Genomic DNA, 16632 nt, shown 5'->3' on the forward strand with positions numbered 1-16632 from the left:
CGGACGCTACCGCCGGGCGGGTCGGGTCGCCGTCCCGGTGCGCCGTCCGGGGCGTTCCGTGCTGACCACCAGCGCGACCCCGGCGACGATCACCGCGCCGCCGAGCAGCACCTGGGCGGTGATCGGCTCCGCGACCAGCAGCGCGCCGAGCGCGACCGCGACGACCGGGTTCACGTACGCGTAGGTGGACACCAGCGAGATCGGCGCGTGGTGCAGCAGCCAGACGTACGCGGTGAAGGCGACCAGCGAGCCTGCGACCATCAGGTACGCGAGGGCCAGCCAGGACCGTCCGGTGACCTGCCCGAGGTCGAGGTCCCGCAGTTCGCCCCGGGCGGCGGCGAGCACGGTCAGCGCCAGCGCGCCGGCGACCATCTCGTAGACGGTGGCGACGAACGGATCCGTGGGCATCCGCAGCCGCCCGGCCAGGAAGGACCCGACCGACCAGCAGGTGGCCGCCGCGACCACGGTCAGCGCGCCGGCCAGCGGTGCCGCGCCCGACCCGCCGGTCGGCAGCACGAGCAGGACCAGGCCGAGGAAGCCCAGCGTCACCCCGGCGAAGGTCCACACCCGGGGCCGGTCGCCGCCGAGCGTACGGAGCAGGACGACCAGCAGCGGAACCGTGGCGACGAGCAGCGCCGCGATGCCGGAGGGCACCGCCGTCCCGGGCGGCCCCGACTCGGCGAGCACCACGAGGCCGTTGCCGCCGGCCAGCAGGAGCACGCCGACGAGTGCGGCGGAGCCGAGCTGCCGCCGGTCGACGCGCAGGGCGCCGGCGCCGCGGCGTACCCGGAGGAAGAGGGCGAGCACGGCGGCGGCCGCGCCGAACCGGAGGCCGGCCGACGTGAGGGCCGGCAGCGACTCCACCGCGACCCGGATGGCCAGGTAGGTGGAGCCCCAGAGGACGTAGACGACGGCCAGCGCCGCCCAGATCAGCGCCGGTCGGGCCGCCGGCGCGGCGGCTGCGCCGGTCGGCTCCGGCACGTTCGGTAGGGGTGGCGTAACCCGCCGGGGTGGTGATGTCATCGGTTCGCCACGCTACGGTGACCACGGCGTCGGCGTCCCTGGTTGGTGGCCGGCCTCACCGCTCGGGGTAGGAGGGTGTGCATGTCGAACTACGGACCACCGGGTGAGGGTCCCGCCGGGGCGCGGCCCGGGCGTCGGCCCGACGACGGGTACGGCACGCCGGCCGAGCCGTGGGCGGACGACGCCTGGGGGGATCCGGATCCGGCGGCTCCACCCCGCCGCCCGGGCGCGCCGGAGCCGGGGTACCCGGCGCAGAGCGGCTACCGTCCCGGGCCGGCCCCCTATCCGCAGGGCGGCCACCGGCCCGAGCCTGGCCCGCACCCCGGCTATCCGCCTGAGCCGAGTCCGCGATCCGGCCATCGGCCCGAGCCGGGTCCGCACCCCGGCCGTCCACCCGAGCCGGGCCAGTATCCGGGCTACCGGCCCGAGCCGGGTCCCTACCCGACGTACGCCGGGCAGCCGCCCGAGCCGGGTCCCGCCGGGCGGTACGGTCCCCCGCAGCCCGGACCCCACCCGGCCGACCGGGCACCGTGGCCGGGTGACCCCGGCCGGTTCGCGGCCGGTGCCCGGGAACCGCAGCCCGGCCCGTGGGGCGGGCCGGGTCCCCGCGACCCGGGGCACCCCGACGTCTACCGGCCGGCGGGGGTCGGCCCGGCGCACCCCGGGGACCGGTACGCCGACGACCGGCAGGCTCCCGCGCCGTACCCGAGGACGGGCGGTGCGCCGCCGTACCCGGGGGAGCCTGCGCCGCCCTACCCCGCCGGGGGTGCGCCTTCGTATCCCGGGCGGCCCGTGCCGCCGTACCCCGGGGAGGCGGGGCCGCCGGCTGACCGCAAGCGCGGACGCGGTCCGCTGACCGCGGTGCTGGCCACCCTGGTCGTGCTCGCGCTCGTCGGCGGCGCGGCCGTGTGGTATCTGCTGCGGCAGGACGATCCGCCGCCCGCGGCGGGGCCCGCCGCGCCCAGCGCCGCTCCGACGGTGGAGGACACCCCGGCGGCGCCGACGACCGCGCCCACCGCCCCGGCGCCCGAGTCGTCGGCGGATCCCCGGTTCGTGAAGGTGGGTCAGTGCGTCCGCAACGAGGGGCCGGCGGGCGGCAAGCCCAAGCTGCTGATCAGCCCGTGCGGCCCGAAGACGTACGAGGTGCTGCGCCGGTTCGACGGGCAGACCAGCGGGGAGAAGGACGCCGAGGCGAAGTGCGCCAAGGTCACCGGCTACACCAACTGGTACTTCTTCGACAGCCAGCTGGACACCCTGGACTTCGTGCTCTGCCTGAAGCTCCGCTGATCCGCGCCGAAGCCGCGCTGACGCCGCTCATCCGGTGCCGCGCCCTCCGTCCGCCACACCCCTGGGGGAGAGATGTCATCGTTCGGACCGCCCGGCTCCGGCGCACCCGACGACCCGTACGCCAGGCCGCCCGCCGGCCCTCCGGTCGACCCGACCCTGCCGCAGTGGGGCCCGGCACCCGCCGGTGACCAGCCGGGGTACCCGCCGGGCCAGCCGGGCTACCCGCCGGAACAGTCGGGGTATCCGCCGCCCGGCCCGTTCCCGCCCGGCGGCCAGCCGGGTGGGTACCCGCCCCCTGGCCCCTTCCCGCCGGTCAACCAGCCGGGGCCGGCCGGGCCGTGGGGCCCGCCGCCGCCTCCGGGGTACGGGCCACCGCCCGTCGCCCCGCCCGCGCCGCGCCGGGGCGGCCGGATCGCCCTGATCATCGCCCTGGTGGTCGTGCTGCTGCTCTGCCCCTGCCTCGCCCTGGCCGGGTGGGGGATTTGGCAGGCGGCCGACGACGACGGCGGCTCCGCCGCGCCGACGGTGACCGCGCCGACGGTGCCGACGGGCGAGCCGAGCGACGTTCCGACGGCCGCACCGACCACGGCCGAGCCGAGCCCGACCGAGGACGACGACCGGGACTTCGCGAGGGGCGACTGCGTGGTCAACGACGGCACGGACGCCAACGCCGACCTGCGGAAGGTCCCGTGCGGACCGGACACGTACGAGGTCCTGCTGCGCATCCCCGGCACCACGGACGGCGACCGGTGCAAGACGGCGTCGCCGGACGCGACCGCCAACTTCGTCAGCGACAACCCGGTCAACGCCCTCGACTACGTGCTCTGCCTGAAGAAGCGCACCCGTTGAGAGCGGGCCCGCTACCCGAAACTAGGGCTGTCTAGCGTCCACGCTAGACAGCCCTAGTTTTGCCTCGACGGCCGACGACACGCCGGTAGGGTCCTCTACGGATGTCTAGCCCCGCAGCTAGACGGCCCGATACTGTGCAATTCGTGGATCCGGTCCGCAACCCGTACGCCCCGGGCGCCGGCCAGCGCCCGCCCGAGCTCGCGGGGCGGGGGCGGGAGCTGGACGTCTTCGACGTCGTGCTGGAGCGCATCGCGCGGGGCCGCCCCGAACGCAGCCTGATGCTCACCGGCCTGCGCGGCGTGGGGAAGACCGTTCTGCTCAACACCCTGCGCTCGCAGGCGATCACCCGCCTCTGGGGCACCGGCAAGATCGAGGCGCGACCCGACCAGTCGCTGCGCCGCCCAGTCGCCGCCGCGCTGCACATGGCGGTGCGGGAGCTGGCCCCCCGGCACCGCGCCCCGGACCGGATCGACGCGTTCCTCGGAGTGCTCAAGGCGTTCGCCCAGCGGTCCGCGCCGACCGGCCGGGCGGGTGCGGCCCCGAAGCTGCGCGACCGGTGGCAGCCGGGCATCGACGTGCCGGCCGCGACCGGCCGGGCCGACTCGGGCGACATCGAGATCGACCTGGTGGAGCTGCTCAGCGACGCCGCGGCGGTGGCCGCCGACGTCGGCACGGGCATCGCCGTCTTCATCGACGAGATGCAGGATCTCGGCCCCGAGGACGTCTCGGCGCTCTGCGCCGCCTGCCACGAGCTGTCGCAGCTCGGCGCGCCGCTGATCGTGGTGGGCGCGGGCCTGCCGCACCTGCCGGCCGTGCTCAGCGCCGCCAAGTCGTACTCGGAGCGGCTGTTCCGCTACCAGCGCATCGACCGGCTCGACCGGATCGCCGCCGACCAGGCGCTCTGCGCGCCGGCCGAGCGCGAGGAGGTCGAGTACGAGCCGAAGGCCCTCGACCTGCTCTACGAGAAGTCGGGCGGCTACCCGTACTTCGTCCAGGCGTACGGCAAGGCCACCTGGGACCACGCGCCGCGTTCCCCGATCACCGACGCGGACGTGCGGGTGGCCGCCCCCGAGGCGGAGGCCGAGCTGGCGGTGGGCTTCTTCGGCTCCCGGTTCGAGCGGGCCACGCCGGCCGAGCGCGAGTACATGCGCGCCATGGCCACCCTGTCCCTGGTGGAGGGGGACGCGGGCGGCCGGGACGACATGGACGCGGCCGTGCCGACCGCCGAGATCGCCCGGGCGCTCGGGCGCAAGCCGGCGAGCCTCTCCCCGGCGCGGGACGCGCTGATCAAGAAGGGGCTGATCTACTCCGGTGAACGCGGCACGGTCGCGTTCACCGTCCCGCACTTCGGCCGTTACCTGCGCACCCAGCCGGCCTGAGCACGCGCCGGGTGGTCAGACCTTCGACCAGGGCGGCGGGAACAGCACCTCGCCCCGGGGCACGGGCCCGTCCCCGCTGGTGCTGGCGGGCAGGACCAGCGCCTGCCACGGCTCGCCCAGGCCGGACCACGGGCTGGTCAGCCCCATCCGGTCGGCGCGGGTGAAGCCGAACCGCCGGTAGTAGCCCGGGTCGCCGAGCACCACCACGAGTCGCTCGCCGAGCTCGGTGGCGGCGTCCAGGGCGGCCTGCACGACGGCCGTGCCGTGCCCGACCCGCTGCCGGTGGGGGGCGACCGCCACCGGGCCGAGGGCCAGCGCCGGGGCGCTCCCGCCGTCGTCGCGGACGTGGACCCGGGTGAGCAGGGCGTAGCCGACCACCTCGCCGCCGTACTCGGCGACCATGGCCAGCTCGGGGATCCAGGCGTCGGTGCCGCGCAGGTCCTCGACCAGCCCCACCTCGGGCGGGGTCGACACGTCCGGGCGGGCGAACGCGGCGGTCAGCACCCGCCGGACGGGGCCGGTGTCCGCCGGGCCCTCGGGCCGCAGCCGCAGAGTCGTCACCCGGGCGAGGTTACCCGCCGGGCCGGGTCCACCACCGACGGTCGCCCCGATCGGCGTGGCGCTCCCGTGGCGGACGGGCCCGCATCGGCGTGGTGTTCCCTTGCCCGACGGGTCCCGATCGCCGCGCCGACCCGCAGGCCACTGGCCCGGCGGCGACGTCCACGTTCACCGATCGGATCGGGCCGTTGCAGGGGTAGCGGTGCCCGCGACGGGGTATGACTGACCCATGACACCCGTGCGTTCCCTCGCCCGCGTCATGTTGAGCGGCATCTTCGTGGTCAGCGGCGCCCGCAACCTTCAGCATCCGGGGCGGCTGGTGCCGGCGGCGAAGCCGGTCACCGACCGGGTGACCCCGCTGCTCCAGCAGGTCTCCCCGCGCATCCCCACCGACACCGAGACGTTGATCCGCGCCAACGCGGCCACCCAGCTCGTCGGCGGGCTGATGCTGGCCACCGGGAAGTTCACCCGCCCGGCCGCGCTGCTGCTCGCCGGCACGCTGATCCCGACGACCGCCGCCGGCCATCCCTTCTGGAACAGCGCCGACCCGGCCGAGCGCATGCAGAACCAGGTCCACTTCCTGAAGAACCTCGGGCTCTTCGGCGGGCTGCTGCTGGCCGCCGCCGACACCGAGGGCAGGCCGGGCCTGCGGTGGCGCGCCGGTCACCGGATCGGCCACTCGCGACGGTCGGTGGCCCGGGCCGTCCGGACGGCCCGCCGCGAGGCCCGGATCGCCGTACGATCGGCCGCCACCGCCCGTCGACTGCCGGGCTGACCTGCGGCGCGACCCCTCCCGGCGTTGGCCCGCCCCCACCAACGCCACGAATTACCTGAACCGCCCGGTAGGCGTTAACGCGGTGGAAATGTAAAAAACCAGTGTGGGATCGGACACGGTCGCATAACGCGGGAGGCATCAACGTGAGGCGCCGTTCTAGGCTCCGTGCTGGACCTGGACGGGCAGGACGACCTTGGTATGGGGGTGGCCACGACGTGCCGGCGACCGTCGGACGACGGATGGACCGCCTCGCTCCGGTCCGTCGCGCGACCCGTGGGGTGGACCGCAGGACGGCGGTGCGCGCCGGTGTGATCGCCACCGTCGCGTACGCGGCGTGGCTCGCGATCGGCGCCTTCGGGCGGCCGTACAACTTCTTCGACATGAAGATCTACCACGGCGCGGTGGTGTGGTGGGCGAACGGCAACGAGCTGTACGAGTTCATCGCCCCCTCCACCACGCTCGGCTTCACCTACCCGCCGTTCGGGGCGCTGGTGATGCTGCCCATGGCGCTGGTGCCCGTGGAGGTCGCCGGTTGGCTGAACGCGCTGGCCAGCATCGGCGCGCTGGCCCTCGTCCTGGCCGGTCTGCTGCGGCCGATCGTCGACCGGCTGGGCTGGCCGTTGTGGTACACGGTGGGCATCGCGACGCCGATGGCGATCGCCATCGAGCCGGGGCGCGAGACCCTCGGCTACGGGCAGGTCAACCTGCTGCTGTTCGCCCTGATCATGGCCGACCTGATCGGGCTGCGCTGGCGGGCCCGGCGGGGCACCCGGTTCGACGACGCGGTCGGGCCGCTGCGGCGGTTCGTGTTCAGCGGGGCGTGGGCCGGGGTCGGCATCGGCCTGGCCACCGCCGTCAAGCTGACCCCGGCGCTCTTCGTCGCGTACCTCGTGATCACCCGGCAGTGGCGGGCGGCGGCCACGGCGGTCGGCACCACGATCGGGGTGACCCTCGCCGGCTTCGCGCTGGTCGGCGCCGAGTCGCGGGCCTACTTCGGCGGCGTGCTCTGGCAGACCGAGCGGGTCGGCGCGGCCGACATGACCCCAAACCAGTCGCTCGCCGGCCTGCTGGCCCGGCTCTACGACTCGATCGAGACCCCGGGGCTGCTCTGGCTGTCGTTCTCGGTGCTGGTGCTCGCGCTCGGGCTGTCCCGGGCCGTCAGCGCGCGCGCCGACGGCGACGAGCTGACCGCGTTCACCCTGGTCGGGCTCACCGCGAACGTGGTCAGCCCGATCTCCTGGTCGCACCACCTGGTCTGGGTCATCCCGGCGGTCATCGTCCTGGCCGACGCCGCGCTGCGCCGCCGCGAGGCGAGCCGGGGCGTGGCGCAGCGGCCCGGCCAGGCGTCGTCCTACGGCGGGCTGCCCGGGGTCAACGGGCTGCGCCCGCCGATCTGGTATCCGACGCTGACCGGCCTGCGGCACGGCGTGGCGGCGGTGGGGCTCTACCTGCTGTTCCTGATCTCGCCCATCTGGCCGTACGAGCACCAGCTCCCCGAGGTGTCGCACTACCAGGACGGCCTGTTCGGCGCGCTGATGGAGAACTCGCTGGCCGTGGCGCTGATCGTGCTGGTCGCCGCGCTGCCGTGGCGGCCGGGCGCCGAGCCGGCCTTCTACGCCGACCGGTTCGGCCGCGCCGCGAGCGCCGTCAGGGGCAGTTGACCCACTCCTCGGTGCCGTCGGCGAACACCTGCCGCTTCCAGATCGGCAGCCGCGCCTTCACCTCGTCGACCAGCCGGGCGCAGGCGGCGAACGCGGCCGCCCGGTGCGCGGTGCTCACCGCCGCCACCAGGGCCGCGTCGCCGATGACGAGCGGGCCGACGCGGTGCGACACGGCGACCGCGTAGACGTCGGGGTCGGCGGCGACCTCGGCGGCGACCTCCCGGAGCACGGCGGCGGCGCTCGGGTGCCCCTCGTACTCCAGGCTGAGCACCGCGCGGCCGTGGTCGTGGTCGCGGACCACGCCCTGGAACGACACCACCGCCCCGGCCCGCCGGTCGGCGACCGCCGCCTCGTGCGCCGCCAGGTCCAGCGGCTCGGTGGTGACCGTGCCGAAGACGGTCGGCTCCTCGATCGTCACCGGGTGCCCCCTTCTCACGGACACGACCGCTCCCCAGGCAGCAGCGGCAGCGGCACGACCGGCACCCGCGCGCCCGGCTCGCCGGTGCTGCCGGGGCGGATGACCGCGAAGCCGTCCGCGCCGGCCAGCCCGCGCAGCATGGCCGACCCGACGTGCCGGACCGGGTGGGCGGTGCCGGCGACGCGGTCCAGCCGGACCAGGGCCAGGTGGGTGTAGTCGCCCCGCCCCGGCACGGCCTCGGCCAGCGTGGCGTGCGGCAGCACCGGCATCGGCCGGCCCTGCAGGCCCGCCAGCAGCGGCGCGACCAGCGAGACGAGCGCGACGATAGCGGACTGCGGGTTGCCGGGCAGGCCGGCGACGAAGCGGACCCGGCCGTCCGGGTCGACCAGCCGGGCCAGGAGCATGGGGAACCCGGGGCGGACCGCGACCGTGTTGACCACGTAGTCCGCGCCGAGCGCCTCCAGGGTGGGGTGCAGGTGGTCGACCGGGCCGTGCATCGTGCCGCCGGTGGTGCAGACCAGGTCGGCGGTGGCCAGCGCCGCGCGCAGGGCCGCCACGTGCGCCGGCAGCGTGTCGGCCACCGGGCCGACGACGTCGGCCGGGCGCACCTGGCAGCCGTACCGGCGCAGCCACGCCGGCACGGCCGGCCCGAGGGCGTCTCGCACCCGGCCGGCGGCCGGCGGCCCCGACGTCAACAGCTCGTCGCCGAAGACCAGCAGCGCGGCGCGGGGCGACCGGCGCACCCGCAGCGTGTCGTGGCCGCAGGAGGCGGCCAGGCCGATCACCGCCGGGTCGACCGGGGTGCCCGCCGGGAGCAGCTCCTCACCGGCGCGTGCCTCCTCGCCGGGCTCGCGCCACTCCGGGCTCGGCCGGGGGGTGCCGGCGACCCGGCCGTCGGCGGTGCGGGTGGACTCCTCGACCCGCAGGATCGCGGTGACCCCCTCGGGCACCATCGCGCCGGTGGCGATCTCGACGGTGGTGCCGTCGTCGGTCAGCGGCGCCGGGCTGCCACCGGCCAGCACCCGGCCGACGACCCGCCACGGACCGTTCCCGCGCACCGCCCAGCCGTCCACGCTGGAGGTGGGGAAGGCGGGCAGGTCGGTGCGGGTGGTCAGCGGCTCGGCGAGGGTGTGCCCGTCGGTGTCGGCGAGCGGCCGACCGACGGCGGGCAGCGCGGCGGCGAGGCCGACGGCGTACACCCGGGAGCGGGCCTCCTCCCAGCCGGCCGGCGGCGGTACGGCGACCTGTTCCGCGGCGGACGCGGTTTCCGTGCTCACCGGCCGAGCCTATCGTCGGCCGGCGGGACCCACCCGGCCAGTGGCGCGCCGTCCCGGGTGCCGGTCGCTCAGTGGTCGCCGCCGCGGAGCTGGTCGACGGCGTGGGTGAGGATCGGGCCGAGGACGGCGAGCCCGTCGCGGGCGCCGCCGGTGGAGCCGGGCAGGTTGACGACCAGCATCCGGCCGACGACCCCGGCGACGCCCCGGGACAGCGCCGCCGTCGGCACCCGGTCCCGGCTGTGCGCCCGGATCGCCTCGGCGATGCCGGGGATCTCGTGGTCGAGCAGCGCGCGGGTCACGTCGGGGGTGCGGTCGGTCGGGGTGATGCCGGTGCCGCCGCTGGTCAGCACCACGTCGACCCCGTCGGCCAGGGCGGCCCGCAGCGCCGCGCCGACCGGCTCGCCGTCGGGCACCACCACCGGGTCGTCGACCTGGCAGCCCAGCTCGCGCAGGCCGGCGACGAGCAGCGGGCCGCTGGTGTCGGCGTAGACCCCGGCCGAGGCGCGGTTGGAGGCGACCACCACCCGGGCGCGGATCACGGCCGGTCCGCCGGCCGCTGCCACAGGCCCGTCTTGCCGCCCTCCTTGCGGAGCACCCGCACCGCGTCCACCGACGCCGCCGGGTCGACCGCCTTGACCATGTCGACCAGGGCGAGGCCGGCGACCGCGACGGCGGTCAGCGCCTCCATCTCCACGCCCGTGCGGTCGGCGGTCCGCGCCGTGGCGGTGATCTCGACGGTGTCGTCGGTCAGCGCCAGGTCGACCGTCACGCCGTGCAGCGCGATCGGGTGGCAGAGCGGGATCAGGTCCGGGGTCCGCTTGGCCCCCATGATGCCGGCGAGCCGACCGACGGCGAGCGCGTCGCCCTTGGGCAGCCCGTCACGGCGCAGCAGGTCGACCACCTCGGCGGTGGTCCGCAGCCGGCCGGCGGCCACCGCGAGCCGGCCGGAGACCGCCTTGGCGGAGACGTCGACCATGCGGGCCGCGCCCGCCGCGTCGACGTGGGTGAGCTGGGCGGGATCCGTCACGGTCGCGAGCCTATCCTCCGGTACGCCCGGCCCCGGTTCCCACCTTCCCCGGCGCGGGGCGGTCCCGTGGACGGGCGTCCGGACGGACAAAGGAATTGCATCGACGAGACGGCGTTTCCCCGCCGGGGGTCATTCGGTGCGACTGCCGGGAGTCGGTCCGTCCCGGTGCGTCACGCTGCGACGGGAGACACCGCCACTTCCGGGGCGAGCGGGAAAGAAACACCCGAAGCGCGGATGAACCGAGAGGCGGACCTCGCCAGACTGGGTACGGGGACGAGCCGTACTCTTTGCCGACCACGTAGCCGCGCGACACAGAAACGACAAGCGCGACGCAATTCCCTGTAGAGCGCTCCGCACAGGTTCCGTAAACACAACGTGACAAATCATCCCCGGGTTGGCTTATATTGCGCATACCGACATTTATCAGTACAGAATTGGACGGGACCGGCCTTAAGCTTTCCTCCGTCAGACAGGAACGGCAGAAAGGCTGGGGGCTGTGATGAAGTCGCACGAGTGGAGTTGAGAGCACTTCTCGGAGCGGACAATGGCCAGTACCCTGAGGAACGCATAGCCATCGGTGACAACGCGAGGACGATGGGTGGCCGCTCCGACGAATCGACGGACCGAGACCGATCGGCGACTCCAGTCGCTAGTCGGTCTCGTCGTCGTTTGTGCGTCCGCCGCCCTCGTCGTCTCCACCGACCAGCTCCTGGCCGGGAACGACCCCGGCAACCTGGCACTCTGGGCGGCGCTCGTCTCGCTGGTCGCCATCGGGGTCACGGTGAAGGTCCGGGTCCGGATCAGAGCCACCAACCACGACATCGCCTGGACCGAGACCGCCATCCTCATCGGCCTGGCCGTCGCCCCCACCCCCATGGTGGTCCTGGCCACCAGCCTCGGCATCGCGATCACCACCTGGCTGCACCGTAAGACCACGCTCAAGACGCTGTTCGGCATCGGCAAGAACACGCTGGTCGCCGCCGTCGCGGGGGCGACCCTGCACGCCGCCGGCTGGCGCACCGGTGACGACCTGATCGTCCATCTCGTCCTGCCGCTCTCCGTCGCCTACCTGGCGGCCGTGGTCCTCGACGAGCTGGTCACCCTCCCGGTCATCGCGATGGCGACCGGCGAGCGACTGCGGGACCTGTTCCGGGAGGACTGGGGCCTGCGGGCCGCCACCGCCGCCGCCCGGCTCCTGGTGATCATCGGCACCGTCTTCATCCTCCGGGCCGACAGCCGCCTCCTGCTCGCCGTCCCGCCCCTGGTGCTGAGCCTGCACCTGCTCTACAGCAACCGGGTCCGCACCCGCACCGAGCAGCAGGCGTGGCAGCGCCTGGCCCGCACCACCGACGCGCTCAACGTCGTCGACCTCGACAAGGTTCTCACCACCGCCGTCACCCAGGCCGCCGAGTTGTTCTCCGCCGACGAGGTGGAGATCTCCCTGCGCGGGACGGGCCGGACGGTCCGCGGCTCCGCCGGCACCCTCACCTACGACGGGCCGACCGGCCCCGGCGGCACGGCGCACGGGTCGGTGATCTCCGCCCGCCTGGAGGGGCACGACCGCACCGTCGACGTCGGCACGCTCCGCCTGCGGTTCCACGGCCCCGTCCAGTTCTCCGAACGCGAGCAGTACACCCTGCGCACCTTCACCTCGGCGCTGTGCACCGCCGTCCGCAACGCCCAGGCGTACGCCGAGCTGGCCCGCGTCGCCGACGAGCACGCGTACGCGGCGACCCACGACACCCTCACCGGCCTGGCCAACCGGCGGCACCTGCTGGACCAGGGCAGTGAACAGCTCAACGCCCGGCACGCCGACGGGGTGACCGCGCTCGTGCTGATCGACCTCAACCACTTCAAGGAGGTCAACGACACCCTCGGCCACGCTGCCGGCGACCAGGTGCTCCTGCAGGTCGCCGACCGGCTGCGCGGCGCCGCCCAGGGCGACGACCTGGTGTCCCGCCTCGGCGGCGACGAGTTCGCCGTGCTCCTGCGTGGCCTGCCCGCCCCGGCGGTGGCCGCGCACCGCACCGAGGCCCTGCTCGCCGCGCTGCACGAGCCCCTCGACGTCGACGGCATGCGGATCAGCGTGGAGGCCAGCGGCGGCATCGCGATCGCGCCGGCCAGCGGCGGAATGCCCGAGCTGCTGCGCCGCGCCGACGTCGCGATGTACCAGGCGAAGCGCGCCGGCCAGCGGATCGCCACCTACGCCCCGGCCCGGGACACCGCCGACCTCGGCCGGCTCACCCTCGGCGGTGAGCTGCCCCGGGCGGTCGCCGACCAGGAGTTCACCGTCAACTTCCAGCCCATCGTCGACCTCGGCACCGGCGAGGTGACCAGCGCGGAGGCGCTGGCCCGCTGGCACCACCCGGTGCACGGCATCATCGACCCGCTGCGTTTCCTGGAGGCCGTCGAGCGCTCCGGCCTGCTCCCCGCGTTCGCCGAGGCGATCCTCGACCAGGCGCTCATCGCCGCCAACAGTTGGCGCGACGCCGGCTTCGACCTGCCCGTGGCGGTCAACGTGTCGCCGCGCAGCCTGCTCGACGCCCGCTTCCCCGGCTCCGTGCTGGCCCGGCTGCGCGCCCACGACCTGCCGCCGGACCGGCTGGTCCTGGAGCTGACCGAGACGCTGACCCTCAGCCAGCTCGACGTGGTCGACCGGGTGCTCAGCCGGCTGCGCGACGAGGGCGTCCGGCTGGCCCTGGACGACTTCGGCACCGGCTACTCGTCGCTGTCCCTGCTCTCCCGCATCCCCGTCCACGAGCTCAAGATCGACCGCAGCTTCGTGTCGGCCATGGAGGGGTCGGCCGAGGCCGCCGCCGTCATCCGGTCCACCCTCGACCTCGGCCGCAGCCTCGGGCTCACCGTCGTCGCCGAGGGGGTGGAGAGCGAACCGCAGCGCCGTGCCCTCTGGGAGCTGGGCTGCACCGCCGGGCAGGGCCACCTCTTCGGCCGGCCGGTGCCGGCCGGCACGCTCCTGTCCACCCTGCACCGCGGCTTCGGCGGTCGCACCGGCACCCTCGCCCCGCCGCTGCACGACGCGGGCACCGTGGTCCGGCTCCCCGCCGGGCGGCGGCAGGGTGGCCGCAGCCGGGGAGAGCGTCTGCCACACTTGCCCGCGTGACCGCCGCCGCCGACCGGGCCACCCGCGCCCCCGCACTGTGGCGCAGGATCGACCGGGCCGCCGGCGGCCTCGCCCTCGACCTCGGCCTCTACGGTGCCTCCGCGGCGTTCGCGGCGGTCACCGCCGGCACCTCCACCCTCCCGCCGCACCGCGCCTGGGGCACCGTCGCCGCGTTCGGCTACCTGCTCGCCGCGCTCGCCGTCGCCGGTCAACTCGCCGCCCGCCGCCGGGACGCCGGCACGCCGCTCGCCGCCCTGCCGGCCCGCTGGGCGGTCACCGGGCTGGCCTGGGCCAGCACCACGCTGCTGCCGCTGCTGGTGCAGAGCGCGCAGCGGGCCGCCGGCCGCACCGACCGGGCGCAGGAGGAGGTGGTCGTCGTCGAGCACAGCGGCAACCGCCTCGTCGAGACCGGCACGCCCTACCTCGGGCACGACGCGATCGCCGCGCTCCCCGCCGACGAGCGGCTGCTCGGCTACACCCCGTACCAGCCGGGCATGGCCCTGTTCGGCCTGCCGCGCGCCGTCGCGGACGGCTGGTGGACGGACGCCCGGGTCTGGTTCGCCGTCGCCACCGCGCTGCTCCTCGCCCTGGCGGTGGCCGCCCTGCGCACCGGGGCCCCGGCCACCCTCGGCGCCTCGGCCGCCGCCGGCGACCCGGCCGGCGACGGCGACCGGGCGGCGGCCGTGCTGCGCGGGATCCAGGCGGCGACCGTGCTGCCGGTCTGCGCCCTCACCCTCGCCACCGGCGGCGACGACCTGCCGGTGCTCGCCGCCTGCCTGCTGGCCCTCGCCCTCGCCGCCAGCGGCCGGCCGGGCCGCGCCGGCCTCGCGATCGGCGTGGCGGGCGCGTTGAAGCTCTTCGCCTGGCCGGTCGCCCTCGTGCTGATCGCCTGGGCGGCCACCCACCGCTGCGCCGGGCGGCTCGCCGCCGGCGCGCTCGGCGTGCCGGCGCTCGCCCTGCTCCCCGCCCTGCTCGTCGACCGCGACGCGCTGGTCGAGAACGTGCTGCGCTTCCCGCTCGGGCACGGCCTGGTGACCAGCCCGGCACAGTCCCCGTTCCCCGGTCACCTCATCGCGACCGCCCTGCCCGCCGGCCGGGTCGTCGCCGCCGCGCTGCTCGTCGCCGCCGGGGCCGCGATCGCCGTCCGGCTCCTGCACCGCCCGCCCCGCACGGCCGCCGCCGCCGCCCTGATCTGCGGGTACGGGCTGCTCGCGGCGATCCTGCTGATGCCCACCACCCGCTTCGGCTACCTGCTCTACCCGGTGGCCCTGCTCGCCTGGGCAGCCGCCCTGGCCCGCCCCGCGCCGGGCCCCGCCGCCCCCTGACCGGGGGGCTTCGCCCCGACGGCCGGCGCGGTCGACCGGCACGGCGTACACCTGAGGTATGACGACGACCTTCCACGACCGGGAAGACGCCGGCCGGGTCCTCGCCGACCGGCTCGCCGGCCTCGTCGGGCACTCCGACGTCACCGTGCTCGGGCTCGTCCGGGGCGGCGTGCCCGTGGCCCGGGTGGTCGCCGAGCGGCTCGGCGTCCCCCTCGACGTGCTGGTGGTCCGCAAGCTCGGCCTGCCCCTGGCCCCCGAGGTCGCCTTCGGCGCGCTCGGCCCCAACGGCGTGCGGGTGCTCAACGAGACGGTGGCCGCCCGGCTCGACGCCGGGGAGGTCGCCGACGTGCAGCGCCGTGAGCAGGCGGAACTGGAACGCCGCGAGCAGCGCTACCGGGCCGGGCGACCCCCGCTCGACCTGACCGGCCGCACCGCCGTCGTCGTCGACGACGGCCTGGCCACCGGGGCGACCGCCCGCGCCGCCGTCCAGGTGGCCCGGCACCTCGGCGCCCGCCGGGTGGTCGTCGCGGTGCCCGTCGGCTCGCAGCAGGCGTACGAGATGCTCGCCGCCGAGGCCGACGAGGTCGTCTGCGCCGAGCGGCCCGCCGACTTCGGCGCGGTCGGCGCCTACTACTTCGACTTCCACGAGGTGTCCGACGACGAGGTGACCAACGCGCTCGCGGCGATCGGGTGACTTGACGGGGTACCTTCGGGTAATGCAGCTCACCTGTCCCAAGTGTCACGGAGACATGCGCCAGTACGAGCGCAGCGGAGTCGTCATCGACCAGTGCGGCGAATGTCGGGGGATCTTCCTCGACCGCGGCGAACTGGAGAAGCTGTTCGAGGCCGAGGCGAACTGGAACCGGCAGCAGTCGGCGGGCGCCCCGAACCAGGCCCGGCCGGCGCAGGCGCCCGGCGCATACCCGCCGCCTCCACCTCCCGCCCCCCAGCCGGGCTACGGCGCGGTGCCCCCGCCCCCGCCGCCGCCCCCGACGCACGGCTACCCGCCGCCCGCCCCCGCGTACGGCGGGCACGCCCAGCCGCACTACGGCTACCACGGCCACTACCGCCGCAAGAAGCACCACGGCTTCCTCGGCGAACTCTTCGACTGACCCCTTCAGGCGACGTGGGGCAGATCCGGTCCTGGTGACCGCCCCACGTCGCCGACATGCCAGGAGACGCCCGGCGTGCGAGGCTGCGTCCATGACGGCCGTTTCGCAGCCCGAGGCGCTGGCGCAGGCGTACGCGGGGATCACCGACGTCGTGGCCCCGCTCGACGACGCCGGCCTGCAACGGCCCACCCGGTGCCGGGGCTGGCTCGTCGCCGACCTGCTGTTCCACGTGCTCTGTGACGCGCAGCGGGCACTGGTGGCGCTCGCCAGCCCCGCCGACGGGCCGGCCGACTGCGACGACGTCTCCTACTGGCGGGCCTTCACCGCCCCGGCCGACGGCACCGGGACCGGGCGGCGGGCGGCCCGCGACGAGGCCGGCAGCGGTGGCCGGCACGCCTCGTGGGTCCGGCGCTCGGCAGCCGCGTTCGAGCGCCCGAGCGGGGTGGTCCGGGTCTGGGCCGACACGGCCCCCGCCGCCGTGCGCGCCGCCGCCGCGGCCGACCCGGCCGGCTTCGTCACCACGCAGGGCCACGTGCTGCGGGTGCCGGACCTGCTGGCCACCCTCACCACCGAGGCGGTCGTGCACCACCTCGACCTGATCGTCGACCTGCCCGACGCCCCGCCACCGGCCGCGTTGCCCGTCCGGGTCGCGGTGGCGAGCCTCTGCGGGCTGCTCAGCGACGACGCCGTCCGGCCCGTCGGCTGGGACGACCGGGACTTCCTGCTCAAGGCTGCCGGCCGGGTGCCGCTGACCGACCGGGACCGGTGGGAGTTGGGCGAGGCCGCCGGCTGGTTCCCGCTGATCGGCTGAACCGACTGG

The 16632-nt window shown here is 75.7% G+C and carries 16 protein-coding genes; 10 read left to right on the forward strand and 6 right to left on the reverse strand.

The features are described 5' to 3' along the window. Positions 1-6: 6 nt before the first annotated feature. Positions 7-981, reverse strand: a complete 975-nt coding sequence (locus tag TK50_RS01290; protein WP_241773894.1) for an EamA family transporter — start codon at positions 979-981, stop codon at positions 7-9. 834 nt (positions 982-1815) lie between these two features. Here TK50_RS01290 and TK50_RS01295 point away from each other — a divergent pair. The 3 genes from TK50_RS01295 (at position 1816) to TK50_RS01305 (ending at position 4538) form a co-directional block, all read left to right on the forward strand. After that, complete coding sequence (locus tag TK50_RS01295) at positions 1816-2310, forward strand: LppU/SCO3897 family protein (protein WP_043960941.1); 495 nt, start codon at positions 1816-1818, stop codon at positions 2308-2310. Positions 2311-2727: 417 nt separating this feature from the next. Then, positions 2728-3159, forward strand: a complete 432-nt coding sequence (locus tag TK50_RS35570; RefSeq protein ID WP_043963626.1) for an LppU/SCO3897 family protein — start codon at positions 2728-2730, stop codon at positions 3157-3159. 143 nt (positions 3160-3302) lie between these two features. After that, entirely contained in the window at positions 3303-4538 is a 1236-nt protein-coding gene (locus tag TK50_RS01305; RefSeq protein ID WP_043960942.1) for an ATP-binding protein, read from the forward strand. Between the two features lie 15 nt (positions 4539-4553). Here the strand turns inward: TK50_RS01305 and TK50_RS01310 are convergent, their stop codons facing one another. Continuing rightward, on the reverse strand, positions 4554-5099 hold the full coding sequence (locus TK50_RS01310; RefSeq protein ID WP_043960943.1) for a GNAT family N-acetyltransferase: 546 nt from the start codon (positions 5097-5099) through the stop codon (positions 4554-4556). A gap of 226 nt (positions 5100-5325) precedes the next feature. Here TK50_RS01310 and TK50_RS01315 point away from each other — a divergent pair, with 226 nt between their 5' ends. Both TK50_RS01315 and TK50_RS01320 read left to right on the forward strand, forming a co-directional pair. Next, positions 5326-5871: a DoxX family protein gene (locus tag TK50_RS01315; protein WP_043960944.1), complete on the forward strand. Its 546-nt coding sequence runs from the start codon at positions 5326-5328 to the stop codon at positions 5869-5871. 215 nt (positions 5872-6086) lie between these two features. Beyond that, the gene (locus TK50_RS01320) at positions 6087-7532 is read left to right on the forward strand and encodes a glycosyltransferase 87 family protein (protein ID WP_043960945.1); all 1446 of its coding nucleotides are present in this window, start codon (positions 6087-6089) and stop codon (positions 7530-7532) included. On the opposite strand, the gene TK50_RS01325 is transcribed toward TK50_RS01320, so the two are convergent. From TK50_RS01325 to moaC, 4 genes are all read right to left on the reverse strand, one after another. Continuing rightward, positions 7519-7944, reverse strand: a complete 426-nt coding sequence (locus tag TK50_RS01325; RefSeq protein WP_144420269.1) for a molybdenum cofactor biosynthesis protein MoaE — start codon at positions 7942-7944, stop codon at positions 7519-7521. The genes TK50_RS01320 and TK50_RS01325 overlap by 14 nt on opposite strands. A 20-nt stretch (positions 7945-7964) precedes the next feature. Beyond that, the gene (locus TK50_RS01330; RefSeq protein WP_043960948.1) at positions 7965-9227 is read right to left on the reverse strand and encodes a molybdopterin molybdotransferase MoeA; all 1263 of its coding nucleotides are present in this window, start codon (positions 9225-9227) and stop codon (positions 7965-7967) included. Positions 9228-9295: 68 nt separating this feature from the next. Continuing rightward, the gene (locus tag TK50_RS01335) at positions 9296-9766 is read right to left on the reverse strand and encodes a MogA/MoaB family molybdenum cofactor biosynthesis protein (protein ID WP_043963628.1); all 471 of its coding nucleotides are present in this window, start codon (positions 9764-9766) and stop codon (positions 9296-9298) included. Continuing rightward, positions 9763-10254, reverse strand: coding sequence for a cyclic pyranopterin monophosphate synthase MoaC (moaC, locus tag TK50_RS01340; protein WP_043960949.1), 492 nt, complete (start codon positions 10252-10254; stop codon positions 9763-9765). Before moaC ends, TK50_RS01335 begins: the two co-directional genes overlap by 4 nt. Before the next feature lie 598 nt (positions 10255-10852). Here moaC and TK50_RS01345 point away from each other — a divergent pair. The 5 genes from TK50_RS01345 (at position 10853) to TK50_RS01365 (ending at position 16623) form a co-directional block, all read left to right on the forward strand. Continuing rightward, complete coding sequence (locus tag TK50_RS01345) at positions 10853-13375, forward strand: putative bifunctional diguanylate cyclase/phosphodiesterase (protein WP_043960951.1); 2523 nt, start codon at positions 10853-10855, stop codon at positions 13373-13375. Next, entirely contained in the window at positions 13372-14700 is a 1329-nt protein-coding gene (locus TK50_RS01350; protein WP_043960952.1) for a glycosyltransferase 87 family protein, read from the forward strand. The genes TK50_RS01345 and TK50_RS01350 overlap by 4 nt, the downstream gene beginning before the upstream one ends. 58 nt (positions 14701-14758) lie before the next feature. After that, positions 14759-15394, forward strand: coding sequence for a phosphoribosyltransferase (locus tag TK50_RS01355; RefSeq protein ID WP_043960954.1), 636 nt, complete (start codon positions 14759-14761; stop codon positions 15392-15394). Positions 15395-15416: 22 nt separating this feature from the next. Continuing rightward, positions 15417-15812 (forward strand): TFIIB-type zinc ribbon-containing protein, encoded by a 396-nt coding sequence (locus TK50_RS01360; protein ID WP_043960956.1) that lies wholly within the window; start codon positions 15417-15419, stop codon positions 15810-15812. Between the two features lie 91 nt (positions 15813-15903). Further along, entirely contained in the window at positions 15904-16623 is a 720-nt protein-coding gene (locus tag TK50_RS01365) for a maleylpyruvate isomerase N-terminal domain-containing protein (RefSeq protein WP_043960958.1), read from the forward strand. Positions 16624-16632: the final 9 nt, after the last annotated feature.

This window comes from Micromonospora haikouensis (genome assembly GCF_000876225.1).
GTDB classification, from domain to species: domain Bacteria; phylum Actinomycetota; class Actinomycetes; order Mycobacteriales; family Micromonosporaceae; genus Micromonospora; species Micromonospora haikouensis.